This window comes from Rhizobium sp. SRI_017 (genome assembly GCF_057586295.1).
Genome location: NZ_JBYCZP010000016.1, coordinates 92,932 through 116,936 on the forward strand (window position 1 = coordinate 92,932; position 24,005 = coordinate 116,936).

At 60.4% G+C, this 24,005-nt stretch carries 34 protein-coding genes and 1 riboswitch; of the genes, 20 read left to right on the forward strand and 14 right to left on the reverse strand.

Annotated features, from left to right (window positions below):
- Nucleotides 1-45: 45 nt before the first annotated feature.
- The 4 genes from AC2YI2_RS27415 to AC2YI2_RS27430 form a co-directional block, all read right to left on the reverse strand.
- On the reverse strand, nucleotides 46-1,230 hold the full coding sequence (locus tag AC2YI2_RS27415; protein WP_487389706.1) for a vWA domain-containing protein: 1,185 nt from the start codon (nucleotides 1,228-1,230) through the stop codon (nucleotides 46-48).
- 6 nt (nucleotides 1,231-1,236) lie between these two features.
- Complete coding sequence (gene metA / locus AC2YI2_RS27420) at nucleotides 1,237-2,178, reverse strand: homoserine O-acetyltransferase MetA (protein ID WP_487389707.1); 942 nt, start codon at nucleotides 2,176-2,178, stop codon at nucleotides 1,237-1,239.
- Nucleotides 2,179-2,223: 45 nt separating this feature from the next.
- Nucleotides 2,224-2,301, reverse strand: a riboswitch (SAM riboswitch).
- A gap of 86 nt (nucleotides 2,302-2,387) precedes the next feature.
- The gene (locus tag AC2YI2_RS27425; protein ID WP_487389708.1) at nucleotides 2,388-3,245 is read right to left on the reverse strand and encodes an AAA family ATPase; all 858 of its coding nucleotides are present in this window, start codon (nucleotides 3,243-3,245) and stop codon (nucleotides 2,388-2,390) included.
- A 94-nt stretch (nucleotides 3,246-3,339) separates the two neighbouring features.
- The gene (locus tag AC2YI2_RS27430) at nucleotides 3,340-3,609 is read right to left on the reverse strand and encodes a hypothetical protein (protein WP_487389709.1); all 270 of its coding nucleotides are present in this window, start codon (nucleotides 3,607-3,609) and stop codon (nucleotides 3,340-3,342) included.
- A 119-nt stretch (nucleotides 3,610-3,728) separates the two neighbouring features.
- Here AC2YI2_RS27430 and AC2YI2_RS27435 point away from each other — a divergent pair, with 119 nt between their 5' ends.
- Both AC2YI2_RS27435 and AC2YI2_RS27440 read left to right on the forward strand, forming a co-directional pair.
- Nucleotides 3,729-4,634, forward strand: coding sequence for an HpcH/HpaI aldolase/citrate lyase family protein (locus tag AC2YI2_RS27435; protein ID WP_487389710.1), 906 nt, complete (start codon nucleotides 3,729-3,731; stop codon nucleotides 4,632-4,634).
- Nucleotides 4,631-4,837, forward strand: a complete 207-nt coding sequence (locus tag AC2YI2_RS27440) for a DUF1737 domain-containing protein (RefSeq protein WP_487389711.1) — start codon at nucleotides 4,631-4,633, stop codon at nucleotides 4,835-4,837. Before AC2YI2_RS27435 ends, AC2YI2_RS27440 begins: the two co-directional genes overlap by 4 nt.
- Before the next feature lie 185 nt (nucleotides 4,838-5,022).
- Here AC2YI2_RS27440 and AC2YI2_RS27445 read toward each other — a convergent pair whose 3' ends face one another.
- The 4 genes from AC2YI2_RS27445 to AC2YI2_RS27460 form a co-directional block, all read right to left on the reverse strand.
- Nucleotides 5,023-5,574 carry an N-acetyltransferase family protein gene (locus tag AC2YI2_RS27445; protein WP_487389712.1) on the reverse strand — a complete coding sequence of 184 codons (552 nt, stop codon included), beginning with the start codon at nucleotides 5,572-5,574 and terminating at the stop codon, nucleotides 5,023-5,025.
- A gap of 75 nt (nucleotides 5,575-5,649) precedes the next feature.
- A complete protein-coding gene (locus AC2YI2_RS27450) occupies nucleotides 5,650-6,396 on the reverse strand; it encodes a Bax inhibitor-1/YccA family protein (protein WP_487389713.1) in 747 nt (248 codons plus the stop codon).
- Nucleotides 6,397-6,608: 212 nt separating this feature from the next.
- Entirely contained in the window at nucleotides 6,609-9,164 is a 2,556-nt protein-coding gene (locus tag AC2YI2_RS27455) for an ABC transporter permease (protein WP_487389714.1), read from the reverse strand.
- 1 nt (nucleotide 9,165) lies between these two features.
- On the reverse strand, nucleotides 9,166-9,846 hold the full coding sequence (locus AC2YI2_RS27460) for an ABC transporter ATP-binding protein (protein ID WP_487389715.1): 681 nt from the start codon (nucleotides 9,844-9,846) through the stop codon (nucleotides 9,166-9,168).
- A 64-nt stretch (nucleotides 9,847-9,910) separates the two neighbouring features.
- On the opposite strand from AC2YI2_RS27460, the gene AC2YI2_RS27465 reads away from it, so the two are divergent.
- From AC2YI2_RS27465 to AC2YI2_RS27475, 3 genes are all read left to right on the forward strand, one after another.
- Nucleotides 9,911-10,546 (forward strand): arylesterase, encoded by a 636-nt coding sequence (locus tag AC2YI2_RS27465; protein WP_487389716.1) that lies wholly within the window; start codon nucleotides 9,911-9,913, stop codon nucleotides 10,544-10,546.
- Between the two features lie 95 nt (nucleotides 10,547-10,641).
- Nucleotides 10,642-11,217, forward strand: a complete 576-nt coding sequence (gene thpR, locus AC2YI2_RS27470) for an RNA 2',3'-cyclic phosphodiesterase (RefSeq protein WP_487389717.1) — start codon at nucleotides 10,642-10,644, stop codon at nucleotides 11,215-11,217.
- A 172-nt stretch (nucleotides 11,218-11,389) separates the two neighbouring features.
- The gene (locus AC2YI2_RS27475) at nucleotides 11,390-11,725 is read left to right on the forward strand and encodes a hypothetical protein (RefSeq protein ID WP_487389718.1); all 336 of its coding nucleotides are present in this window, start codon (nucleotides 11,390-11,392) and stop codon (nucleotides 11,723-11,725) included.
- Here AC2YI2_RS27475 and AC2YI2_RS27480 read toward each other — a convergent pair whose 3' ends face one another.
- Nucleotides 11,726-12,211: a low molecular weight protein-tyrosine-phosphatase gene (locus AC2YI2_RS27480; RefSeq protein ID WP_487389719.1), complete on the reverse strand. Its 486-nt coding sequence runs from the start codon at nucleotides 12,209-12,211 to the stop codon at nucleotides 11,726-11,728. It abuts the gene before it with no gap.
- 33 nt (nucleotides 12,212-12,244) lie between these two features.
- Here AC2YI2_RS27480 and AC2YI2_RS27485 point away from each other — a divergent pair, with 33 nt between their 5' ends.
- The 3 genes from AC2YI2_RS27485 (at nucleotide 12,245) to AC2YI2_RS27495 (ending at nucleotide 13,795) form a co-directional block, all read left to right on the forward strand.
- Nucleotides 12,245-12,541, forward strand: a complete 297-nt coding sequence (locus AC2YI2_RS27485; RefSeq protein WP_487389720.1) for a 4a-hydroxytetrahydrobiopterin dehydratase — start codon at nucleotides 12,245-12,247, stop codon at nucleotides 12,539-12,541.
- A 53-nt stretch (nucleotides 12,542-12,594) separates the two neighbouring features.
- Entirely contained in the window at nucleotides 12,595-12,975 is a 381-nt protein-coding gene (locus tag AC2YI2_RS27490; RefSeq protein WP_487389781.1) for a YkvA family protein, read from the forward strand.
- Between the two features lie 310 nt (nucleotides 12,976-13,285).
- On the forward strand, nucleotides 13,286-13,795 hold the full coding sequence (locus tag AC2YI2_RS27495; RefSeq protein ID WP_487389721.1) for an invasion associated locus B family protein: 510 nt from the start codon (nucleotides 13,286-13,288) through the stop codon (nucleotides 13,793-13,795).
- A gap of 48 nt (nucleotides 13,796-13,843) precedes the next feature.
- On the opposite strand, the gene AC2YI2_RS27500 is transcribed toward AC2YI2_RS27495, so the two are convergent.
- The gene (locus AC2YI2_RS27500; protein ID WP_487389722.1) at nucleotides 13,844-14,242 is read right to left on the reverse strand and encodes a helix-turn-helix domain-containing protein; all 399 of its coding nucleotides are present in this window, start codon (nucleotides 14,240-14,242) and stop codon (nucleotides 13,844-13,846) included.
- Nucleotides 14,235-14,672: a type II toxin-antitoxin system RelE family toxin gene (locus AC2YI2_RS27505; RefSeq protein ID WP_487389723.1), complete on the reverse strand. Its 438-nt coding sequence runs from the start codon at nucleotides 14,670-14,672 to the stop codon at nucleotides 14,235-14,237. Before AC2YI2_RS27505 ends, AC2YI2_RS27500 begins: the two co-directional genes overlap by 8 nt.
- On the opposite strand from AC2YI2_RS27505, the gene rlmN reads away from it, so the two are divergent.
- From rlmN to AC2YI2_RS27520, 3 genes are all read left to right on the forward strand, one after another.
- Nucleotides 14,671-15,921 carry a dual-specificity RNA methyltransferase RlmN gene (gene rlmN / locus AC2YI2_RS27510; protein WP_487389724.1) on the forward strand — a complete coding sequence of 417 codons (1,251 nt, stop codon included), beginning with the start codon at nucleotides 14,671-14,673 and terminating at the stop codon, nucleotides 15,919-15,921. The genes AC2YI2_RS27505 and rlmN overlap by 2 nt on opposite strands.
- Nucleotides 15,922-15,993: 72 nt before the next feature.
- The gene (locus AC2YI2_RS27515; RefSeq protein ID WP_487389725.1) at nucleotides 15,994-16,623 is read left to right on the forward strand and encodes a DUF1287 domain-containing protein; all 630 of its coding nucleotides are present in this window, start codon (nucleotides 15,994-15,996) and stop codon (nucleotides 16,621-16,623) included.
- A 172-nt stretch (nucleotides 16,624-16,795) separates the two neighbouring features.
- Complete coding sequence (locus AC2YI2_RS27520) at nucleotides 16,796-17,902, forward strand: hypothetical protein (protein WP_487389726.1); 1,107 nt, start codon at nucleotides 16,796-16,798, stop codon at nucleotides 17,900-17,902.
- A 63-nt stretch (nucleotides 17,903-17,965) separates the two neighbouring features.
- Here AC2YI2_RS27520 and AC2YI2_RS27525 read toward each other — a convergent pair whose 3' ends face one another.
- The gene (locus AC2YI2_RS27525) at nucleotides 17,966-18,157 is read right to left on the reverse strand and encodes a hypothetical protein (protein ID WP_487389784.1); all 192 of its coding nucleotides are present in this window, start codon (nucleotides 18,155-18,157) and stop codon (nucleotides 17,966-17,968) included.
- Between AC2YI2_RS27525 and AC2YI2_RS27530 the strand changes: the two genes are divergently transcribed.
- The 7 genes from AC2YI2_RS27530 (at nucleotide 18,095) to AC2YI2_RS27560 (ending at nucleotide 21,812) form a co-directional block, all read left to right on the forward strand.
- Complete coding sequence (locus tag AC2YI2_RS27530; RefSeq protein ID WP_487389782.1) at nucleotides 18,095-18,241, forward strand: type II toxin-antitoxin system HicA family toxin; 147 nt, start codon at nucleotides 18,095-18,097, stop codon at nucleotides 18,239-18,241. The genes AC2YI2_RS27525 and AC2YI2_RS27530 overlap by 63 nt on opposite strands.
- Nucleotides 18,238-18,567 (forward strand): type II toxin-antitoxin system HicB family antitoxin, encoded by a 330-nt coding sequence (locus AC2YI2_RS27535; protein WP_487389727.1) that lies wholly within the window; start codon nucleotides 18,238-18,240, stop codon nucleotides 18,565-18,567. The genes AC2YI2_RS27530 and AC2YI2_RS27535 overlap by 4 nt, the downstream gene beginning before the upstream one ends.
- An 18-nt stretch (nucleotides 18,568-18,585) precedes the next feature.
- Nucleotides 18,586-19,137: a DUF924 family protein gene (locus AC2YI2_RS27540; protein ID WP_487389728.1), complete on the forward strand. Its 552-nt coding sequence runs from the start codon at nucleotides 18,586-18,588 to the stop codon at nucleotides 19,135-19,137.
- A gap of 178 nt (nucleotides 19,138-19,315) precedes the next feature.
- A complete protein-coding gene (locus tag AC2YI2_RS27545) occupies nucleotides 19,316-19,702 on the forward strand; it encodes an MAPEG family protein (RefSeq protein WP_487389729.1) in 387 nt (128 codons plus the stop codon).
- A gap of 84 nt (nucleotides 19,703-19,786) precedes the next feature.
- The gene (locus AC2YI2_RS27550; protein WP_487389730.1) at nucleotides 19,787-20,140 is read left to right on the forward strand and encodes a YciI family protein; all 354 of its coding nucleotides are present in this window, start codon (nucleotides 19,787-19,789) and stop codon (nucleotides 20,138-20,140) included.
- Nucleotides 20,140-21,390 carry an RNA polymerase sigma factor gene (locus AC2YI2_RS27555; RefSeq protein ID WP_487389731.1) on the forward strand — a complete coding sequence of 417 codons (1,251 nt, stop codon included), beginning with the start codon at nucleotides 20,140-20,142 and terminating at the stop codon, nucleotides 21,388-21,390. Before AC2YI2_RS27550 ends, AC2YI2_RS27555 begins: the two co-directional genes overlap by 1 nt.
- Before the next feature lie 20 nt (nucleotides 21,391-21,410).
- Nucleotides 21,411-21,812 carry an iron chaperone gene (locus AC2YI2_RS27560; RefSeq protein ID WP_487389732.1) on the forward strand — a complete coding sequence of 134 codons (402 nt, stop codon included), beginning with the start codon at nucleotides 21,411-21,413 and terminating at the stop codon, nucleotides 21,810-21,812.
- Here AC2YI2_RS27560 and AC2YI2_RS27565 read toward each other — a convergent pair whose 3' ends face one another.
- Together AC2YI2_RS27565 and AC2YI2_RS27570 are read right to left on the reverse strand one after the other, a co-directional pair.
- Nucleotides 21,813-22,454 (reverse strand): LysE family translocator, encoded by a 642-nt coding sequence (locus AC2YI2_RS27565; protein WP_487389733.1) that lies wholly within the window; start codon nucleotides 22,452-22,454, stop codon nucleotides 21,813-21,815.
- Complete coding sequence (locus tag AC2YI2_RS27570; RefSeq protein WP_487389734.1) at nucleotides 22,454-23,323, reverse strand: SDR family NAD(P)-dependent oxidoreductase; 870 nt, start codon at nucleotides 23,321-23,323, stop codon at nucleotides 22,454-22,456. Before AC2YI2_RS27570 ends, AC2YI2_RS27565 begins: the two co-directional genes overlap by 1 nt.
- Before the next feature lie 101 nt (nucleotides 23,324-23,424).
- Here AC2YI2_RS27570 and AC2YI2_RS27575 point away from each other — a divergent pair, with 101 nt between their 5' ends.
- Both AC2YI2_RS27575 and AC2YI2_RS27580 read left to right on the forward strand, forming a co-directional pair.
- Complete coding sequence (locus tag AC2YI2_RS27575; protein ID WP_487389735.1) at nucleotides 23,425-23,664, forward strand: type II toxin-antitoxin system ParD family antitoxin; 240 nt, start codon at nucleotides 23,425-23,427, stop codon at nucleotides 23,662-23,664.
- A 103-nt stretch (nucleotides 23,665-23,767) separates the two neighbouring features.
- Nucleotides 23,768-23,950: a hypothetical protein gene (locus AC2YI2_RS27580; protein WP_487389736.1), complete on the forward strand. Its 183-nt coding sequence runs from the start codon at nucleotides 23,768-23,770 to the stop codon at nucleotides 23,948-23,950.
- The last annotated feature ends 55 nt before the right edge of the window (nucleotides 23,951-24,005 follow it).

Sequence of the window (24,005 nt, forward strand, 5' to 3'; positions counted from 1 at the left end):
CTCCGGAATTACGAGATTGACCTAGGATATATAGGGCTTGGCAGCCTATCGCGACAATTCTTTTGCCGCAGCCTCCAGGCCGCCCAGCGTCAGCGGATACATCCGGTCGCCGAAGAGCTGGCGGACCAGTCCGATCGAATGGGTGTAACCCCAATACTGTTCCTTGACCGGATTGAGCCACACGGCCTTGCGGAAATGGCTGGTCACGCGTTCGAGCCAGACCATGCCCGCTTCCTTGTTCCAGTGCTCGACGGACCCGCCGGGCATGGTGATCTCATAGGGGCTCATGGAGGCGTCGCCAGCGAAGATCACCTTGTAGTCCGGCCCATAGGTGCGGATCACGTCCAGCGTGTCGATCATGGAGGTCTTGCGGCGATAGTTGTCCTTCCAGACGCCTTCGTAGAGGCAATTGTGGAAGTAGAAATATTCGAGCTGGCGGAACTCCGACTTCGCCGCCGAGAACAGCTCCTCGGCGACCTTCAGATGGTCGTCCATCGACCCGCCGATATCGAAGAACATCAGCAGTTTCAGCCGGTTCTTGCGCTCCGGCCGAGTCTTGACGTCGAGCCAGCCATGTTCGGCGGTCGAGCGGATCGTGTCGTCGAGATCGAGTTCCTCGTCGGCGCCGTCGCGCACCCAGCGCCGGAGACGCTTGAGTGCCACCTTGATATTGCGCGTGCCGAGTTCGACGGAATCGTCGAGGTTTTTGAAGGCGCGCTCGTCCCATACCTTCACCGCCCGGCGATGGCGCGACTCGTTCTGTCCGATCCGCACGCCTTCGGGATTGTAGCCGCCGGCGCCGAAGGGCGACGTGCCGCCCGTGCCGATCCATTTCGAGCCGCCCTGATGCCGGCCTTTCTGATCCTCAAGCCGCTCTTTCAGCGTCTGCATCAGCTTGTCGAAGCCGCCGAGCGCCTCGACCAGCTTCTTCTCCTCCTCGGTCAGATGCTTGTCGGCCAGCCGCCGCAGCCATTCCTCGGGCAGATCGCGGACGTCGATCACGGGCTGGCCCGACACGGCCCCCACACCCTTGAAATAATGCGCAAAGACCTGGTCGAAGCGATCGATGAAGCGCTCATCCTTCACCAGTGCCGCACGCGCGAGGAAATAGAACCCCTCCACATCATAGTCGGCTATGTGCTGGTCCATCCCCTCCATCAGCGTCAGAAATTCCCGGAGCGTCACCGGGACCTTGGCTGCCTTGAGCTCGAGGAAGAAGGGAATGAACACTGCGCCTTACGCCTCCTCCAGCACCCTGGCCGGAATCCCGACCTTGGAGAGATCGAATTCCGTCGTCTGGTAGACCTGGTTGATCCAGTTGCCGAACAGCAGATGCGCATGGCTGCGCCAGCGGTTGAGCGGCACCTGGGTCGGGTCGTTATGGGCAAAATAGTTGGCGGGCATCTTGATCGGGATTCCGGCCGCCTGGTCGCGGAAATATTCGTCGGCGAGTGACGTCGAGTCATATTCCACATGGTTGAACATGTAGAGCCGGTTGCCCCGCTTCTCGGCAACGAGGCAAAGGCCGGCGTCGGGCGAGGTCATCAGCGCTTCGAGGCCGGAAGATGGGTCGATGTCCTTCTGCAGCACCTCGGTCCAGCGCGATACGGGCACGGCAAAGTCATCCGAAAAGCCGAGCAGGTAGGGCGAGGACGGATTGAGATTGCGGTGCTGGTACACGCCGAAGGCCTTTTCGGCCAGGATATATTTCGGCACCTTGTGGAAGTGATAGATCGCCGCCATCGCGCCCCAGCAGATGTTGAGCGTCGAATGGACATTGGTCTCGGTCCAGTCGAGGATCGCCTTCATCTCGTCCCAATAGGTCACGTCCTCGTAGTCAAGCATCTCGACCGGCGCGCCGGTGATGATGAAACCGTCGAACTTGCGGTGCTTGATCTCGTCCCAGGTGTTGTAGAAGGCGAGCAGATGGTCCTCGGACGTGTTCTTGGACTTGTGATTGCCGATCCGGACCAGAGAGAATTCTACCTGCAGCGGCGAAGCGCCTACCAGACGGGCGATCTGCAGCTCGGTCTTGATCTTGTTGGGCATCAGGTTGAGCAGGCCGATCTGCAGCGGGCGGATATCCTGCCGGATGGCGGCGGAATCCGACATCACCGAGACACCCTCCTGAACGAGGGTCTGGAAGGCAGGCAACTGGTCTGGAATCTTGATCGGCATTTTCGGGCACTCCTAACGCCGGCGGATAAACAATCGCTGACGGTCCCCGAGTGCGGGTGGCCCTGTTTAGCGAGTTGTTTAACGTGGCTGCAAGCCGGCCGGCAAATCACCACGGTTTTCTCTTATACCGGGCGACGCAGATTTTCAATCGGGTGGAAATTCGGTTGTTTTTGGCGGGCGCAGAGCAGCCTGACGGCGGGCCAAGCGCCCTATCGCATCTCGCGTCTGGCCATGAAGGCCAGCCGTTCGAAGAGATGCACGTCCTGCTCGTTCTTGAGCAGCGCGCCGTGGAGTTTCGGCAGGGCGTTCTTGTCGCTTGCTGCCAGCGTCTCGGGCTCGACATCGTCGGTCACCAGCAGGCGGATCCAGTCGAGCGCCTCCGAGGTCGAAGGCTTCTTCTTGAGCCCCGGCGTCTCGCGGATTTCGAAGAAACGCGTCAGCGCCTCCGACAGAAGCTTCTTCTTGATGCCGGGATAATGGACCTCGACAATCGCAGCCAAAGTGTCGGCATCGGGGAAGCGGATATAGTGAAAGAAGCAGCGTCGCAGGAAGGCGTCCGGCAGTTCCTTCTCGTTGTTCGAGGTGATGATGACGATTGGCCGGACCGAGGCGCGGATCGTCTCGTCGGTCTCGTAGACATGGAACTCCATGCGGTCGAGTTCCTGCAGGAGGTCGTTGGGGAACTCTATATCGGCCTTGTCGATCTCGTCGATCAACAGCACGACCTTCCGGCCCCCGACTTTCTGGCCGGCCTCAAAGGCATTCCAGAGCTTGCCCTTGCGGATATAGTTCTTGATGTCGTGCACCCTGATGTCGCCGAGCTGGCTGTCGCGCAGGCGCGAGACTGCATCATACTCGTAGAGCCCCTGCTGCGCCTTGGTGGTAGACTTCACGTTCCATTCAATGAGATCGAGGCCCAGGCTACGGGCGACCTGGCGTGCAAGTTCGGTCTTGCCGGTGCCGGGCTCGCCCTTGACGAGCAATGGCCTTTCCAGACGGATCGCGGCATTGACCGCGACCATCAGGTCCTTGTCGGCGATGTAATGATCCGTACCCGTGAACTGCATGCCCGTCCGTCACTTCCCGAACTCAAGACAACAAAAAAGGCGGCACGAAATCGTCCGCCTTGCTTCGGCCGTGGCGCGTCGCCCGGCCGTGCCGTCACATGTCGATAATGGTGCCCTTGCCGTCGTTCCAGACGCGCATCTCGCGATCACGCTGTTCCTTCGCGCGCTGCTCGGCGCGGGTATAGGCTCGTGCCGGTTGCGGCTGACGCTCGTGGCTGGAAAGGACCGAGGACAACCATTGGCCAAACAGAAGCACCGTCGCCACGCCGGCCAGCGCAATACCGATCGACGCGGTAAACACCGTAATGATGGCCACGAAAGTGAGCCCAGCCAGAGTGATGAAGAATGCGCGAATGCTTCGCATGATGGTCACCGTCCTTTAAAGACAATGTGGGGCAGGAACCCGTCAAATGCAAGAGGTTCGAGCACATCAAGGACTCACATATCCTTGAAACGGGGCTGAATTCGGGCCATAGAAGCGCGATGAGCCTGTCCTTCGATCACCATCCGACCCATCTCCGGCGATCCGTCCTCTGCCTTCCGGCCTCCAACCGGCGGGCGATCGACAAGCTCGCGAGCCTCGATGCGGATGTCGTGATCCTCGATCTCGAGGACGCCGTGGCCGAGGAAATGAAGCAGGAAGCGCGCGACAATATCCGCGCCTATCTCGCCGGCGACCGCACGCCCGGCCGCGAGGTCGTGATCCGCGTCAATGAGACAAGCTCGTCCCATTTCGCCGAGGATATCGCGCTGGTTCTCGAATGCGAACCGGATGCCGTGCTGCTGCCGAAGGTGCGGGCGCAGGACGATGTTCTCGATCTTGCGACGCAGCTTTCGGAAAGCGACGCACCGGATGGAATCCGCATCTGGGCGATGATCGAGACGCCGCTCGCCATCCTGAACGCCGGCTCGATCGCCGAGGTCGGACGCACCCATGGCGGACGCCTCGACTGCTTCGTGATCGGCCTCAATGATCTCCGCAAGGATGCCGGCGTGCCCTTCGATCCTGCGCGAACCTATCTCGTCCCTTGGATGATGCAGGTCGTGCTGGCGGCACGCGCCTTCGGCCTCTCCGTCATCGACTCCGTCTCGAATGAATTCCGCGAGCTCCAGGGCTTCGAGGCCGAATGCCTGCAGGGCCGCGCCATGGGCTTCGACGGCAAGATGCTGATCCATCCGGCACAGATCGACGGCGCAAACCGCGCTTACGCGCCCTCGGCGGCCGAGATCGCCGAGGCAGAGGAGATCATCGCCGCCTTCTCCGCGCCGGACACAGCGGGCCGAAACGCCATCAGCATCAATGGCCGCATGGTGGAGCGGCTGCATTTGGAACAGGCCGGACGGCTCGCCGCCCGCGCCAGCATGATCAAGGAAAGAACAATAAAATGAAGGTCTATCGCTTCATCACCGGCCCCGACGACGCAGCCTTCTGCCATCGCGTCACCGCAGCGCTCAACAAAGGCTGGGACCTGCATGGCTCGCCCTCGCTGACTTTCAACGGGCAAACAGGCGTTGTGATCGCAGGTCAGGCAGTGGTCAAGGAAGTGCCGGGGAAGGACTACGATCCGGAGATGAAGCTGGGCGAGCAGTAGGCACCAACTTAGTAGGACCCCTCCCAAACCCTCCCCACAAGGGGGAGGGCTTAACGTGCTGACCCGCACTTGGCTTGATCGGACAGGCGCCACTTGCAGCAGCGCTTCCACAGGCTGGCTCGGGCGCCCCAAATTAGCCCTCCCCCTTGTGGGGAGGGATGGGGAGGGGTCTTGGCTACATACCTCTACGCCAACTTCTTCAACCCCGGCTCCGCGGTCGGCACCGTATCGGCGCCTTCGCCGAGGTCGATCTGCATCAGCACCGTATCTAGCCACTTCCCAAACTTGAAACCGCTCGCCGGGAGGCGGCCGACATGCTTGAAGCCGGCCTTCTCGTGCACCGCGATCGAGGCAGGGCTGGCGCCGCCGATGACGGCCACCATCTGACGGATGCCGATGCTCGCCGTGGCGCTCATCAGCGCATCGAGCAACGTGCCACCGACGCCCATGCCGCGCGCGTCCGGCGCGACATAGACCGAATCCTCGGCGAGATATCGGTAGGCCGGCCGTGTCCGGAAGGCGGAGGCATAGGCATAGCCGAGCACCCTCCCCTTCTCGTCCTCGGCAATGATGTAGGGATAGTTCTGGCCGGTGATGGTGGCGAAACGGGACGCCATTTCCTCATCCGACGGCGGCTCAAGCTCGTAGCTCGACGTTCCGGTCAGAACGGACTCGCGGTAGATCTCGATGATGACGGGAAGATCGGTGGCAACGGCATCGCGAATGCGGATTTTCATCTCAGGCTCTCGGTATCAAGACAAAGAAAAAGGGCGGCTCGAAAGCCGCCCTCGTATCACTATCAGAAACCAGTTCTATTCGCGATTGCCCATGAAACGGAGCAGGAACAGGAACAGGTTGATGAAGTCCATGTACAGGTTCAACGCACCCATGATCGCCATCTTGTTGATGGCTTCACCGCCGGCGCTTTCGAGGTACATTTCCTTGATCTTCTGTGTGTCCCAGGCGGTCAGGCCGGCGAAGACCAGAACGCCGATCGCCGAGATGGCGAAGTCAAGGGCTGAAGACTGCAGGAACAGGTTCACCAGCGAGGCGATGATCAGGCCGAACAGGCCCATCATCATGAACGAACCCATTGCCGACAGGCTGCGCTTCGTCGTGTAGCCGTAGAGCGAGAGGGCGGCAAAGGATGCGGCGGTCACCGCGAAAGTCTGCACGATCGACGCGTTCGTATAGACGACGAACACGGTCGACAGCGACAGGCCAACGAGGCCGGCATAGACCCAGAACAGCAACTGCGCGGTGAACGCGCTCATCCGCTCGATGCCGAAGCTCAGGAAGAGCACCGGAGCAAGGGGAGCAAGGATCACGACCCAGCGGAGCGGGCTGGCGTAGATCGCCTGGCCGAGGCCGTTGATCTGGCCGTTGGTGAAGGCGGCTTCCGCCACGAAGTAGGCGACGAGACCCGTGAGCGCGACACCCAATGCCATAAGGTTGTACACCTTGAGCATATATGCGCGGAGGCCCTGGTCGATGTCGGCATCGGTACGGACGCCGGCGACACTCGCCGTTCGGGTTTGAAAGTCTCTGATGTCAGACATAGTTTCCTCTATCAAAGCTCCGGTTTTTTTGGAAAATCACGGTGTCGGACCATAGGCCGAAAGAGCGGTCATTGCCCGTGCGCCGCTGCGGAGCTTCAGCAAGCTAACAGAGAATATGGGGAACCTTTCAATCGGAGGCAAGAGGGTCTGCGATGACTTTTGCGTCATCACGACCTCGTGAGCATCGCAAATGTGAAATGCGGTCACCTTTTTCAAAGCTCCCTGAGCACCGGCGCCGCCTTCTGTCCCAGAACGGACCATGTGCCGATCAGACCCGTTCCGGCGGTGACCAGCAGCGCTACGATGACGGTCGAAACGGCCGTGCCGGGCAGGAATTGGAATGGCAGGTCCATGATCTCGATCATCACATACCACGCGGCCGCCGTCGCCGCCGCGAGCGCGAAGACGGAAGCCGACACGCCGAGCAGGAAATATTCGTAGAGATAGGCGCGCGCCAGCATCATCCGCCGTGCGCCCAAAGTCTTGAGCACCACGGCATCATGGATGCGGGCCCGGTTGCCAGCGGCGATTGCACCGGCGAGCACCAAAACCGACACAACGATGGCGATCGAGGCGGCCGCGCGGATCGCCACCGCGATCTGCGCGACGATGGCGGAGGCGACGTCGAGTGCATCCTTGATCCGCACCGAGGTGATGCCGGGAAAGGCATTCGTCACATCGCGCATCACCCTGGCATCCTCCGCCAGCGAGGCGCCAGGATCGGTGAGCGTCGCGAGCCAGGCATGTGGCGCGCCCTTGAACGTGTTGGGTGAGAAGACCATGACGAAATTGATCGACATCGACCGCCATTCGACGGTGCGGAAATTCGCGATACGGGCGGTGATGTTGCGGCCGAGCACATTGACCGTCACGGTATCGCCGAGCTTGAGCCGAAGCTCAGCACCCTCTTCCGCCGAGAAGGACACGAGCGGTTCGCCGGAATAGTCCTTCGGCCACCATTTGCCTTCCTTGATCGACGAATTGGCGGGCGTTGCCTCCGCATAGGTGATGCCGCGATCACCCTGCAGCACCCATTTCGCATTGGGATCGATCTCGCGCTTCTGCACATCCTCGCCATTGAACTCGAGGATGCGGCCGCGCAGCATCGGCACCTCGACAACGGCGCCCTTGGGCGCGGTTTGTTTCAGCACGGTGCGGAAGCTCTCAAGGTCGCGGCCCTGGATGTCGATGAAGAAGAAGTTCGGCGCTTTCTCGGCCATGGCGCCTGAAAGGTTGCTGCGCAGATTGCCCTCGATCAGCGCGAGTGTCGCAAGCAGTGTCAGGCCGAGGCCAAGCGACAGCACCACCGACGAGGTCAGCGCACCCGGCCGATGGATATTGCCGATGGCGAGCCGCAGCGCCGGCGAGTTGACTTTCGGCGCCCGTCTGGCAAGTGCGGCGACGCCCGCTGCGACCAGCCGGAGCACGAGAAAGGCGCCAGCCGTGGCCACGATGAAGACGAAGGCGATGAAGCGGTTCTCCGAGGAGAAAACGGCGAGCAATGCCACGGCGAGAAAAGCCAGCACCGCCGCGACATAGTAGCGCCACGGCACCAGCCGCCAGCCATCATAGGATTGCGAACGGAACAGTTCCGTCGCCCGGATCAGCCGCGAGCGGCCGAGCGGCAGGATGGAGAAGGCGACCGTCGTGAGCAGCCCGAACAAGGCTGCGATGCCGAGGGCGTCGGGATAGAGATGGAAACCCTTGGGTACCGGTACATAGCCTTCGAGAAAATGCGCCGCGATCGGCGTCACCGCCGCGCCGATGATCAGGCCTCCGAGGATGGCGACGGCCGCGATCGCAAGGATCTGGATCATGTAGATCATCACGATCAGATGCCCCGGCGCGCCGAGGCCCTTGAAGCTCGCGATCACCTGGCGCTTCTGGTCGAGGAAGGCGCTGACTGCATTGGCCACGCCCACGCCGCCTGCAGCAAGCGCCGCGAGGCCGACAAGCATAAGGAATTCGGAGAAGCGCTCGATATTCTCGGTCAGCCCCGGCGCGGCATTGGACGCACCGCGCACGGACCACCCGGCCTGCGGAAACTTTTCCTCCGCCTCCTTGCGCAACTCGCGGCGGCCGAGCGAGGCATCGTTGAGCTTTACCCGATAGAAATTGTCGACCAGGCTGCCGATCTTGATCAGCCCGCTCTTGACGAGCGCGTCATGCGACACGATCAGCCGCGGCGCGAAGGAGAATCCGTCGGAGAGGGCATCCGGCTCGCTGACAATGGTTGCCCGGATCGTCAGCGGCATCTCCGAAAGCAGGATCGTGTCGCCGACCTTCAGCCCCAGCCGGTCGAGCAGCAAGGGCGCCGCGATCGCGCCGAAACTGCCGTCCTTCTCGGCGAGCAGTTGCTGAATTGGCTGAGGAGGCTCTGCGGTGAAGGTACCATAAAGCGGATAGCCGCCATCGACCGCCTTGAGTTCCGCCAGCGCCTGCACCGACTTGTCCTCGCTGCGGATCATCGAGCGCAGGTTGGTCGAGAGCTGCACCGTGCCAAGGCTCTGCATATAGGCGCGTTCCTCGGCGCTCGCCTCGCGGTTCTTCAGCCCGAAGCGGATGTCGGCGGCGAGAATGTCGCGGCCCTGGGCGTCGATCGCACTGGTCATCGAACGCGCGACCGAATTCACGCCTGCGATCGCCGCCGTGCCGAGCAGGATGCAAAGCATGAAAATGTAGAAGCCGCGCAAGCCGCCGCGCATTTCGCGCAGCGCAAGACGAAAGGCCAGCGGCAGATGGCCGAAGAAAACCCGGGCGCTCCGCATATCAGAGCCCCGTATCGATGATTTCGCCGGACCTGATCTTGATCTGCCGGCCGCAGCGCGCCGCAAGCGACGAATCATGGGTGACCAGCAGAAGCGTCATGCCGCGCCCGGCCTGTTCGGCGAAGAGCAGGTCGGCAATATGCCGCCCGGTCTCCGCATCGAGATTGCCGGTCGGTTCGTCGGCGATGAGTAGCTTCGGTTGCGGCGCAAGCGCCCGCGCGATGGCCACGCGCTGCTGCTCGCCGCCCGAGAGCTGGCCCGGATAGTGACTCATACGCTCCCCCAGCCCGACGGCGACGAGTTCCTTTTCGGCTATCCTGAAGGCGTCGCGGTTGCCGGCGAGCTCCAGCGGCACTGCGACATTTTCGAGCGCCGTCATGTTCGGAATGAGATGGAAAGACTGGAAGACGATGCCGATATTGCGCCCACGGAAAGCGGCGAGGCTGTCTTCATCCGCATCATGCAGCGGCGTATTGGCAATGCGAATCTCACCACGATCGAGCCGCTCGAGGCCGGCCAGCACCATCAGCAGCGTCGACTTGCCCGACCCGGACGGGCCGGTTATGCCGTTTGAGGAGCCTTTTTCGACATTGAGGTCTATGGATTTGAGGACATGGACAGCGCTTGCACCCTGGCCGAGCGTGAGATCGGCCTTTTTCAGTTCAATGATGGTTTCATCCACGAATAACGGATCCTATATCTCGCCCACCGGTTCTACGCGCCGGCTGCAACTTAGGAGGCTCCGGATGACATTTAAAGCTCTCGCAACTGCTTTATGTGCCGCCTTCACGCTATTTTTATCTGTCTCCGCCTCCCAGGCCCGCACTTTCAACATCGTCGCCTTTGGCGATTCGCTGACGGCCGGCTATCAGCTGCCGCCGAACGAGGCCTTCCCCGCGCAGCTCGAAACGCTCTCCAAATCGAAGGGTCTCGAAGTTGCGATCACCAATGCCGGCGTCTCCGGCGACACCACCGCCGACGGTCTCGCCCGCCTCGACTGGTCGATTCCCGACGGCACTGATGGTGTGATACTGGCACTTGGCGCGAACGACGCATTGCGGGGATTGTCACCCGAAGACAGCGCAAAAAACCTCGATGCCATGCTCGCGCGGTTGAAGGAGCGCAAGATCGCCGTCGTGCTGACCGGCATTCTGGCACCGCCCAATATGGGTGGAGATTACGAAGCCCGCTTCAACGCGATCTATGGCGAACTCGCCAAGAAATACACCGTCCCGCTCTACCCCTTCCTGCTCGATGGCGTGGTTCTCGACAGCAACCTCAAGCTCGAAGATGGCATGCACCCAAATGGTGCAGGCACAAAAGTGATGGCGGAAAAGTTCTTCCCCGCCTTCGAAAAATTCCTCAAAACCCTGCCGCAATAATTTGTTATGCAATATGGGATAACAATATTTGGGGATTGCAGCACTGACTGATCGATGATTCGTTGAAGCTGTAAGTTCGATTCGGGGAGCTCGCCATGCCGAGACTTTTCACTGCCCTCGAAATCCCGCAGAGCGCGGCGCTTAGCCTTTCGCTTCTGCGCGGCGGCGTCCCCGGGGCGAGGTGGATCGACCGCGAGAATTTCCACATTACCCTGCGCTTTATCGGTGACGTCGATCATAGGACGGCGGACGAGGTCGTCGAAGCGCTCGACAGGGTACGCCGTCAGCAATTCATGCTCACGCTGTCCGGTACCGGCTTCTTCGGCAACAAGAAGCCGCATTCGATCTGGGCCGGCGTCCAGCCTGTCGCAGAACTCAATACGCTGCAAGCCGATCTCGAACGGGCCTGCCAGCGCATGGGCCTGCCGGCGGAGCCGCGGAAATTCACCCCGCATGTGACGCTTGCCCGCCTTAAGAATGCCCGCGTCGACGACGTCGTGCACTATCTGACCGGGCGTGGAGACTTTCAGGCGCTGCCCTTCCCCGTCACCAAGTTCGTGCTGATGTCGTCCCGCGACTCCGTCGGCGGCGGTCCTTACGTGGTAGAGGAGGAATATCCCCTGCTGCAGCCGGCGCCCACGCGCATTACGCCCGCCGAACTTCGCCCCTAAACTCCGACCCTGACATCCGCCATTGCGTGGAAATTGTTACGCCTGCGGCAAAACTTGCGGGGTCATGGCTGCGTATATGCAAGAGCCCTTGCCTCGAATGAACCTTTGAAGGCATATGGCAAGCGTTCAAAAAGCGGCCCAAAAGAGGCTGCGATCCAGGCTGGTAGGTAACATGAAGAAGATCATCATTTGTGCGGCAATGCTGCTTGCCGCCGGCTGTGCCAAGCGGCCGGAAGAAATCGCTGCAAGCGCTGTCCCCGTCGACACCTATATGCAGATGCAGTGCCCGCAGCTCGCGCATCTGAAGACGCAGAAAGACATGGAACTCTCCAACCTCGCCAAAGAGCAGAAAGAGACGGCCGACCAGGACGCAGCGGCAATGGCAGTGATTCACGTTCCCGTCGGCTCGATGTCGGGTAACGACAAGGAGCCGGAAATCGCGCGCGTCAAGGGCGAGATCCAGGCGATCAATTCCGCCTACCAGTCCAAGAGCTGTGCTGCCGGCTGATCAACCCGCCGATACTTGCTTTCGGAAAAGGATGTCGAGCAGTTTGCGGCATCCTTCATCCAGCATCGCATAGACATTCTCGAAATCGCCTGCATCGCCATAATAGGGATCGGGAACGTCACGTGATGTACCGCCGACGAAATCCATGAAGAGATGGATGTCGGCCGAGGAATTGTGCGGCGCGCGCCTTACGATGTCCCGCAAATTGCTCCGGTCCATCGCAAAGATCAGGTCGAAACTGTTGAAATCGTCCTCGGTCAGTTGTCGTGCGCGCTGGGCGGAAATATTGACGCCGTAGCCGCGTGCGACGGCGATCGAACGATGGTCGGGGGGATGGCCATGATGCCATCCTCCGGTTCCCGCCGAAGCGGTCTCGATCAGATGCGACAAGCCACGCTCGGCGGCATGATACCGCAGCAAGCCCTCGCCAAGAGGGGAGCGGCAGATATTGCCGAGGCAGACGAAGAGGATTCGTCGTTTTTCCATGCTAAGATTTGAGTCGCAAAAAGGAGGAACCGGATGGCAGCAGAGAAACTTCCCACTACAGAGATCGCGAAGCGGCTTCAAGAACTCGATGGCTGGATCCTTTCGGATGACGCGCTTTCGATCAACAAGACCTTCAAGTTCGGGAACTTTGTCGAGGCCTTCGGCTTCATGACCGAGTGCGCGATCCAGGCCGAAAAGCTCGACCATCATCCGGAATGGTCGAACGTCTATAAGACGGTCGAGGTCAAGCTGACGACGCATTCCGCCAAGGGCCTGACCGAATTGGATTTCAACCTGGCCAAGAAGATGGAGAAGGCCTCCAAGCATTGAAATGCTGTTGAGCCTCACCATATCGTGATGTGGCGATGGAGCGTTGGAGAATGATGGACGACGTCAAGATTGGCGAAATTCTTCTGCCGGGCGAAGAATCCGAACAGGAAAAGCGCGCCCGCAAGGTTGAGGCCGGCTTCTGGCCGACCTTCCGCCGGGCCGTCCGGCAGCTTCCTTTTTCGCGCGACGTGGTCGCCGGCTACTACTGCGCGATCGACCCGGCATCTCCGCGCCGTGTAAGGGGCATATTGCTGGCGGCACTCGCTTATTTCATTCTGCCCTTCGATGTCGTCCCCGATCTGCTGGCGTTTGTCGGCTTTTCGGATGATATTGCAGTGCTCGCCGCGGCGATCAGCGCGGTGCGGGTGCATCTCGAACCCCGACACTACGAGCGTGCGGACAAGGCGCTCGCCGATACCGACACCGCCGGTTAATATCCGGCCTTGGCCGGGCTCGCGGCAGGAGGCGTTGCCGGTATTTTGAAAATGCCGTATCTGCAACGCCCCAATGCTGCCTGATTTATCTTTCCATAGAATCCATCAATTGCTTGACAGGCGTCGGAAAATCTCTTGACACCTGACAGCCGATGTTTCTCCGTTCCGGAATGGGGCAATATTGTCGCGGTAGGAAACCACGTTGACACTTTGGTAACCTGAATTAAGTCAGAATGAATGCAAACTCATGCTGCGCCCAAGTTCTGCTAAACCCAGCGCGCGCGGTCTTATGGAAAACCGGAAGGAAAACATGTTCGCGAAGAAACTGGCTGCCGCCCTTCTGGCCGTCTCGGCTTTTGCTACGTCGGCATATGCGCAATCCCCGACCCGTATCGAACAGTTCAAGGCATGGGGCGCGTATTTTTATACCGCCGGCGCCGGCAAGGTCTGCTACGTGCTGACCGTTCCGGATCCCAAGCAGCTCACCCCGGCCAAGGTCGACCACGGCGACGTGTTCTTTCTCGTGACGCAGCGTCCGGGCCAGAATATCTCCTATGAGCCGCAGGCAATGCTCGGCTACGAGCTGCAGGCGGGCTCCAAGGTGACCGTTACAATTGACGGCCGGCCGTTCGTGATGTTCACCAAGGGCAGGTCCGCCTGGCTGGAAAACGCCGCCGAAGAACCTGCATTGGTCGCCTCCATGCGCTCGGGCAAGGCGATGAGCATGGGCGCCGTTTCCAAGAAGGGCACCAAGACCGGCTACGTCTTCTCGCTCCAGGGCATCTCGGCCGCGCTGAAGAAGATCGAGAACTGCAAGTAAGCGTCAGCGCTGCGGCAAGCTTTACAAGGGCCGGCTCGACCGGCCCTTTCATTTGGCGTCGCTGGTGACCAGGTCATCGAGATCGACGGACAGAGCGCGCGCGAGGCTCGCAAGAATACCAACCTTGCCCTCCCGCTTCCCGGACTCGATCTGCGACAGATAGGACTGCGATAGTCCAGCCCTTACTGCGAGCGCCGAGAGCGTCATGCCGCGATGCTCTCGCCAGACCGTGATCGGGCTTTCGCCCCCAAGCAGCCTCTTGACGACATCGGCCGGCACAAGCTCTTCATCGCCACGTTTGATCCGTTCCAGGACGGCGGTGGCAGACGCGATATCCTCCGCATCTTCGAGCCTCTCGATCAGAGCGGAATAGTTCGCCTCCGACATGACAACCATGCGCTCACCTGAGGGCGAGATGATAATTTGGTTTTTCGGCATATCATTCATAAGTGCCTCCTCGAGGCTTGATTTCCAGGATCATCAGCACGTTGCCCTCGTCGTCCATGATCACCCGCCAATCGCCGACCCTCAGCCGGATCAGGCCTTCGAAGTCGCCTTTGAGCTTCTTGACGTTGTTGGCAAGGCTTCCCGGATCGCGGGCATACTGATCGATCTTGGACGTAATGAGCTCCGCGACGTTGCGCGGAATTTTCTGGAGCGCTTTCTGGGCTGAACGCGAGTAACTCACCTGCCTCATGGGATGAATATTGCATTTTGCAAAGAAAAGATCAATTCTATCATTACATAATGCAATAACTCTGTCCGATGGTGACTCGTGAGCAAAATGATGATAATCGGGCCACAAATCCCCATATGGGCAAGCGCGGCTGGCGGGTCTTCCCGCACGTGAGCCGTGCGACAGGATACCGACAGACATGACGACGATGGAAGCCGTGAGCCTTGCCGCTCAGCCAATTGCCCCGTTCCCGCAGACGGGAATTGAAAAGCAGACCAGGTTGGACAACAAGCCTTCCCTGATCGGCCTTTCGCGCGAGGAACTCGCCAAGGCGCTGGTCGAAAAGGGTGTGGCCGAACGCCAGGTCAAGATGCGCGTCCAGCAAATCTGGCATTGGCTCTATATCCGTGGCGTCTCCGACTTCAACGACATGCGCAATGTGTCGAAGGATCTGCGCGAGCTGCTCCGCACCCATTTCACCATTCAGCGGCCCGAAATCGTCGAAGAGCAGATTTCCAACGACGGCACCCGTAAATGGCTGCTGCGCTTCCCGCCGCGCGGCGCTGGCCGCCCGGTCGAGATCGAGACCGTCTACATTCCCGAGGAAGGCCGCGGTACGCTCTGCGTCTCCTCCCAGGTCGGCTGCACACTGACCTGTGACTTCTGTCACACCGGCACGCAGCGTCTGGTGCGCAACCTCACCGCTGAAGAAATCGTCTCGCAGCTGCTGCTCGCCCGCGACCGGCTGGGGGATTTCCCCGACCGCGATACGCCGCAGGGTGCGATCGTGCCTGCCGAAGGCCGCAAGATCACCAATATGGTGATGATGGGCATGGGCGAGCCGCTCTACAATTTCGATCACGTCAAGACGGCGATGCTGATCTGCTCGGATGGCGACGGCCTGTCACTCTCCAAGCGCCGGATCACGCTCTCGACCTCGGGCGTCGTGCCTGAGATCGTGCGCATCGGCGAGGAAGCCGGCGTAATGCTGGCGATCTCACTGCATGCCGTGCGCGACGACCTGCGCGACCTGCTCGTGCCGATCAACAAGAAGTATCCGCTCAAGGAACTGATCGCCGCCTGCAAGGCCTATCCGGGTCTGTCCAACGCCCGCCGCATCACCTTCGAATATGTGATGCTGAAGGGCGTCAACGACTCCCTGGTGGATGCGCGCGATCTGGTGAAGCTCCTCAAGGGCGTGCCGGCGAAGATCAACCTTATTCCCTTCAATCCCTGGCCAGGCTCGAAATACGAGTGCTCCGACTGGGAGACGATCGAGAAGTTCGCCGATTTCATCAACGATGCCGGCTATGCCTCGCCGATCCGCACGCCGCGCGGCCGCGACATCCTCGCCGCCTGCGGCCAGCTGAAATCGGAGTCCGAGCGGATGAAGAAGACCGACCGTCTGGCCTTTGAAGCGATGATGATCGCCAATCACGGCGAAGACTGAACCGTCCCGCGCCCAAAATCCGCCGGAGTCGCCGCCCCTACTACTCTGAGGAGCATGTCTCGGGGGCTTTCGATGATCTCACGGCGACTTTTCGTTGGTGGCGCTGCAGCAAATCTGGCTGCAGCCGGCGGCTTGGCAATGTTGCCCTCGCGCAGTTCAGCGCAAATCCCGATCGTCGAGCCCTGGGCGGACAAGCTCGTCAAGGCGGCCGAGAGCCAGATCGGCGTGACCCTCACCTATGACGCAGCCTATCGCAAGATCGCCTATCCAGGCGGCGACGTGCCACGCGAGATCGGTGTCTGCACCGATGTGGTGGTTCGCGCCTATCGCGACGGCCTCGGCATCGACCTGCAGAAGCTGGTGCATGAGGATATGAGGAAGGCCTTCTCGGCCTATCCCAAACTCTGGGGCCTCACCTCGACTGATCGCAACATCGATCACCGCCGCGTGCCGAACCTTCGCACCTATTTCCAGCGCCGGGGCGCAGCCGTTGCCGTCAGTACTTCGGCTGCCGACTACAAGCCGGGCGATATCATCTCGCAAATCCTGCCCGACGGCCGCCCGCATATCGGAATCGTCTCGTATCGGCTGAACGATGCCGGCACGACTCCCCTTGTCATCCACAATATCGGCCGCGGCACGCTTGCCGAGGACATACTCTTCGCCCTGGAGATCACGGGGCACTACCGCTACTCCGGCTGATACCGACCTGGCCCCTACGCCCGTGTCTGCCATGTCGCGCCGAGTGCATTCTCCGATTGCAGAGACGCCCCACACAATGCCATGAATGCATGGCGATCGGGGTGGGGTCATGTTGCCAATGCATATTAGCCGTCGTGCAATTCGAACTGCTGCCGGGACCGGCCTCGCGGCCATGATCCTGTCGACTGCCACGATCACCGAGGCGCATGTAAAATGGTTCGCGCCCTATATCGTCGGCGAACCGCCGCGGCCACTCGTCACCGTTTTCCAGAATCCGTGGTTCTGGACGGGCATCGCGCTCGTCGTCGTCCTCTTCATCTTGACCCGCATCTTCGAAACCAGCCGCGTCGGCACGCCGGCCTACGACACGCTTGATCGCCTGACTGGTCCGCTATGGGCACGGATCGACGACTATATCCGCGTCGTCATCGGCGCCTTTTTTGTGGCAATCTTCGCAGTCGGTGGCGTCTATCTGACGCCTGACCTTAAAACACCGGCCGAATGGGTCTCATGGCTACAATTGCTGATCGCCGCATTGATTTTCTCACGCCGGACCATGCCGCTGGCGGGCGTCGGAATTGTTGCGCTCTGGTTGCTCGCGGCGCGGGACTACGATCTCTTCCATCTTCTCGATTATCTCGCGCTCGGCCTCGCCGTCGCAGCCTACCTGATACTGGAACCGATGAAGGAGGAATGGCGGAAGCATCGCTTCGAGGCGCTCAGATGGGGTCTCGCGATCGCGCTGATGTGGTCGAGCCTGGAGAAATTCGCCTATCCGGAATGGTTCTATCCCCTGGTCTTAGAGAAGCCGTTCCTGACATTCGGCATGCCGCGCGACATCTTCATTCCGATGGCCGGTGTCGCCGAATTCACCATGGGCTTCGGTTTGCTCTGGACTGCGCTGATCCGCCGGCTCTCGGCCATCGCGCTGATCGTGATTTTCACCGCCGCCGTCTGGCCATTTGGCCGCATCGACCTTATCGGCCACGGCCTGATCACCGCCATCCTGGTCGCCGTCGCCTGCGACCAGAACCGCGAGGCCGGCGTGCTGACCAAGCTCAAGCAACATCTGCCGGCCATCCCCGCTGGGCTCGCGGTCGCACTTGTCGTGTTCATGAGCGGCTACTGGGGTCTGCATCTCGCATTTTACGACGCCGAAGCCTTCACGGCGCCGACGACAACTGAAAAAACGACACATTCCCACAGTCCCGAATATCCGCACGGCCCGGAATCCGACGACGGCATCGGCGCCCCGCCGACACGCCATCAGGCAGACTAACGGCAGGCGATCCGACGCTATAGCAAGGGCATTGAATGATCTGTTGCCAATCACCAAGTGATATCATAATTTGATACTATGGACTTCGCCGCGAAACACCGCGCCACGCTTCGGGCAATCTTCGCAGAGCCGGTGCGATCCAATATCGTCTGGCGGGATATCGAAATGCTGTTTGTCGCCTGTGGCGCTGACATAACCGAAGGCCAAGGTTCGCGCGTGCGGGTGGCATTGAACGGAATACGCGCCGTCTTTCATCGACCGCATCCGCAGAAGGAAACAGACAAGGGCGCAGTAAAATCGGTGAGGCGATTCCTGACGGAAGCGGAGATACGACCATGAGCATGATGCATTATAAGGGCTATGAGGCCGTCATCGAGTTCGACGAGGAAGCCGAGATTTTCCATGGCGACGTCATCAATCTGCGGGATGTCATCACGTTCCAGGGTGCCTCTGTGCAGGAACTCAAGCAGGCCCTCGCCGACTCGGTCGAAGACTACCTCGCCTTCTGCGCGGAACGCGGTGAGGAGCCTGAAAAGCCCTATTCCGGTCAGTTCGTTGTCCGGGCTGAACCCGCACTCCACCGCGCGCTTTCGACGGCCGCACGGAAAGCGGGGTTGAGCCTCAACAAATGGGTGACACGCACCCTCGAGAAAGCGCTTGGCTAAGACGCAAAGGGAGTGAGAATGCAACAGAACGCCAATAAAGCCGCCGCAGATTGTCTCGCCTTCTGGGTCGAGGCCGGCTGGGAGAAGTGGTTCACCAAGAACGCGGACTTCGACGAGGAATTCCGCAGCCGTTTCCTCGACCTGCATTTCGCCGCCGCGCGACGCGAGCACGATGCGTGGATCGAGACGCCCGAAGGCGCGCTGGCGTTGATGATCCTGCTCGACCAATTCCCGCGCAATGCCTTCCGCGGCACCGGGCACATGTTCGCAACCGACCCGCTCGCTCGAATGTATGCCCATCTTGCGATCGAGAAAGGCCATGACAAGCATTTCGACGGCATGCTGCCTGCCTTCTTCTATCTGCCCTTCGAACATTCCGAGGATATCGAGGACCAGAAGCTGTCCGTCCGGCTCTTCAATGTGCTCGGCGGCGACTGGACCAAATATTCGGACGAGCACTACGAGATCATCGCGCGCTTCGGTCGCTTTCCGCATCGCAACCCGCAGCTTGGTCGTATCTCCACGCCCGAAGAACTGAAATTCCTCGCCGATGGCGGGTTCTCCGGCTAGCAATTCCCGAGATCTTCGATCCTGAATTGAATGGGGCCGGCGGGCCGGAACTTTTGCGTTTACTCGCAAGAACCGAATTATTTTAGCGGCTACTCACAGGAATTTTTGGTGACATGTCGATTTGTCCGTTGGCGGATCGTCACCCCGGTGTATCGTCAACCCACGGGGGAACCCAATCATGGCATTGCAGATCACATCACTATACGCATCCATTCTCGCCATTGCGGCAATCACACTGGCCATCATCGTCAGCACCAAACGTGGCAAATACGGCGTATCCATCATGGATGGCGGCCACCCCGAACTCGCGCTCTGGATCCGCAAGCATGGCAACTTCGCCGAGGCCGTGCCCTTCGCGCTCTTCATGATGGCGCTCGCGGAGCTACGCGGCATGCCTGGCGCCTGGCTTCACGTCATCGGCGCCCTGCTGCTGATTTCGCGTGTCGCCCATGTCTATGGTCTGAGCAATCAAAACCCGACCGAGCCTTTCCGCATTGCCGGCACGGTCGGCACGCATCTCACGATCCTCGGTGCCGTCGCCTACCTCGCCTGGTCGCTGGCATGATTTTTTTCCGGATCGCATGTCGATCCGGAAAATCCCGTTCGTCATCCTGTACCAATCAAGAGGATTGGGATTGAGGAGATTGAAATGAAGTACATGGCATTGATCTATACCAACCCCGCCACCATGACCCCACCGGGCTCGCCCGATTTCGGAAAGATGATGGACGGCTACAGGATCGCCAACGAAACCTACCGGCGCGACGGCGTCTATGTGACCGGTGATGCCCTGCAGTCGTCGTCGACAGCCACGACGGTCCGGGTGCGCAACGGCAAGACGGAGACGATGGACGGCCCCTTCGCGGAAACAAAGGAGCAGCTTGCGGGTTTCTACATACTTGACTGCGCCAATCTTGACGACGCCGTCCGTTACGCGGCACTGATCCCAGGCGCAGCCAATGGCGCCGTGGAAGTGCGGCCAATCATGGTGTTCGATCGCTGATGAGCCAGGGTTCGGAGGAAGCAGCCGGCGTCTCCAAGGCCATCGACGCGCTGATGCGCCGGGATGGCGGCCGCCTCCTTTCGAATCTTGTCGGCTCCATCAGGGATTTCCAGCTTGCCGAAGATAGCCTGCAGGACGCACTGGAATCTGCATTCATCCACTGGAGCCGCAACGGCCTGCCGCGCTCCCCGCCGGCCTGGATCATGCAGACGGCACGCCGCAAGGCCTTGGACAGGCTGCGGCGCTCCGCCAATTTCCGGGCGAAATCGGACGAGATTGCCCACCTCATCGAGATCGAAAACCAGTCATCCGAAGAAGAGGCCGAGGAGCTGATCAAGGACGAACGGCTGAAGCTGATCTTCACTTGCTGCCATCCGGCTCTCGAGCAGAAGACGCGTGTCGCACTGACATTGCGCTCCGTCTGCGGTCTCAAGACCGAGGAGATCGCCGACGCCTTTCTCGACAATCATGACGCCATGGCCCAGCGGCTTGTCCGCGCCCGCCACAAGATCACCGCGGCGGGTATTCCTTTCGAGGTGCCCGGGCCGGATGGCTGGGCCGTGCGGCTCGAAAGCGTGCTCGCCGTCATCTATCTGATTTTCAATGAAGGCTATGCGTCGTCGGGCGGCGACCATATCCGCATAGACCTCTGCGAGGAGGCGATCCGCTTGGGGCGCACGCTGAACGCGCTGAAACCGAAGGAGCCCGAAATCGAGGGCCTGCTCTCGCTGATGCTGCTTCACCACGCGCGCCACAGAGCCCGCCTCGATGCCGATGGCGCGATTGTCTCGCTTGAGGATCAGGACCGTTCGCTGTGGAATCGCGGCGAGATCGCCGAAGGGGGATCGATGGTGGAGTTGGCCCTGAAGCGCGGACGACCGGGGCCCTATCAGTTGCAGGCAGCGATCGTCGCGATCCATGCCGACTCGCCGAGTTTCGAAGAGACGGACTGGGACGAGATCAGCCTTCTCTATGGCGTGCTGTGCCGGATGTCTCCCAACCCGGTGTTCGAACTGAACCGCATCGTCGCGATCTCCTATGACGAGGATCCGGAGACCGCAATGGAATGGCTTGCCACGATTGCGCCCATGCTGACCCAGTACCAGCCCTTCCATGCCGTGCAGGCGGACTTGCTCTCGCGGCTCGGCCGCAAAGAAGAGGCCAAACTCTCCTACCAGCTCGCGCATGATCTGTCGCAAACCGAGGCAGAACGACTTTTCTTTCAAAAGAAGCTCCGGCAGCTTGACTGAACAAAGCCTGAGGCGACGCGATGGCAGACAAAGCAGCAACTGATAGCGAGATGGCGGTCGACGACTATCTGGCCGGCGTGCGGGAGCCCTTCAGGACCATCCTGTCGCATCTGAGAAGCGTGATCCGAGCCGCAGCACCCGAGGCCGTCGAAGGCATCGGCTACGGCATCCCGACCTACAAGCTGTCAGGCAACCTCGTGCACTTTGCCGCATTCAGGAACCACATGTCCTTCTTCCCGGGCAGCACGGCGCATAACGAAGCGCTGAAAGACGCGCTTGCCGCCTACAAGATTTCCAAGGGCACGATCCAGTTCACACCGGACAATCCGCTTCCCGACGATCTCGTCACCCGGATCGTCAAGCTCAGGATCGCGGAGAACCGCGATCTCGCCGCCAACAGGAGAGCATCAAGGCAAAAATGACTACTTCGCCTGCGTCACGAAAATCTTGAAGGCAAAGAGCGAGAAGACGCCCGCGAAGGTGTAATCGATACCGCGCAGGATACGGCGATTGTTCTGAAGCCAGCTCGACAGCCGCTCGGCTGCGATCACAATGGCGATGTTGAACGGCATGCCCATCAGGATTGCCCAGAAACCCAGGACGATCAGCTTGCCGGTCACATGAGGGTCGGTCGCGGTGACGAATTGCGGCAGGAATGTCATGAAGAACAGGATGACCTTGGGATTCAGCAGATTGACCCAGAAGCCGGTGAGGTAGTTTGCAAGCGCGGTTTTCGATGGTCCCTCGGCGCGCTTCACCGACAGGCTGGAGCCATGCCGGATCGCCTGGATCGCGAGCCAGACAAGATAGGCGGCACCACCCGTCTTGAGGACGGTGAAGGCTGTGGGCGAGGCAACGATCAGCGCCGAAATGCCGAGCGCGACCAGCAGCGTGTGGATGACGAGACCTGTCGACGTGCCGAGCACCACCATCATGCCGCCGGTCCGGCCGTCGCTCAGCGAACGGGCGATCGACGCCGTCATGTCCGGCCCGGGCGTAATGGCCAGGACCCACACAGCGATGGTGAAGGTGACGAAGGTCGTGAGATCAGGCAGGAATTCCATTACGCTTTGCCCTTCTCGAGGAAGGCCTTGAAGGCCTCGCCATAGTCCTTATGCCAGCGCGACAGCGGCGGGCGATTCTCGATAATGTCATGTGCCGCCCAATAGATACGCTTCTCGTCGAGTTCACGCGGCACGTCATTGTCCGGGCAGAGGATGTAGAAATCGCCCTTTGCCAGCGACGTCATCATGAATGCGACGGTCTGCTCCGCCGTCCAGGCCGCCGCGGGCTTTTCGGTCCTTCCGCCGGACGCCAGCGGTGTGAAGACGAAGCCGGGGATCAGCAGATGCGCCGAGACCTTCGAGCCTTCGGCGTTGCGCAATTCATGCTCCAGCGCTTCGGTGAACACCTTCACGCCGGCCTTGGTCGTATTGTAGGCGGGATCTCCCGGCGGCGTGGTGATACCCTGCTTGGAGCCGGTGTTGATGATGACAGCCGGTTCGCCATGTGCCAGCAGGCGCGGCCCGAAGACACGGCTGCCATGGATCACACCCCAGAGATTGACGGAGAAGACCTTCTCCCAGTTCTCGAGCGGTCCGAACAGCGCCGAACCGCCCTGCACGCCGGCATTGTTCATCACGACATGAATGTTGCCGAAGCGGGCGGTCACATCATCTGCAAGGATTTCGAGATCGGAGAGCATGCTGACATCGGTCGGGATCGCCGCCACGGCATCCGCGCCGCGCGGCGAGAGCGCCGCGACGTCTTTCTCTGCCGCCAGCAGCTTGTCGCCGCCGAGATCGGCGAGCACCACGTTGAGGCCCAGCACGGCAAACGCCTTCGCCGCGGCAAGACCGATGCCGGAAGCACCGCCAGTGATGACGGCCGTGTTGCCGGATTTGAAGACGGGATGCACTGTTTGCTCGGCCATGGGAAACTCGCTTGTCTCGGCATTTGTTGCCGTGGTCAGCGTTATCGAATATTCTTGCCATCGAACAAGTTCAAGGCAGGATTTCGGCCATACGTAAGGCAATGTCCATCCAGATCGAGGAAGCCTTCGGTACCTTCATCGACCAGAAGGTCTCCGACGGTCTTTATGGAAGCCGCGATGAGGTGGTCGAGGCCGGGCTCCGGTTGCTCAGAGAACAGGACGAAGAGCTCGAGGCTATCCGGCAAGCGCTAATCGAAGGTGAGGAATCTGGAATCGCCGACGATTTTGGCTTCGACAGCTTCCTCAATCGCATGCACGAAAAGTATGCCGCCAAGCCCTAGACACTGGATACTCACCAAGGCGGCAATCCTCGATCTCGAGGAAATCTGGCGCTACACATTCGAGCGCTGGTCGATGGAGTAAACCGATTCCTACCACAATGATATGATCGGCATGATCAACAAGTTGGCAGCAGGCCATCGGCGCAGCCGAAAGGTCGCAGTGCCCGATCGCGTATATTTCTGCTGCCCAATCGGCTCTCACAACATCTTCTTCCGCGAAGAGAAGACGCGAATCGTCATCGTCCGCATCCTGCACAATCGCATGGGCCGCACGCGCCACCTCTAGAGGCTTGCAACTCCCGCCAATCGCGCTAAAAGACCGGCAATTCCAACCCTCTCAA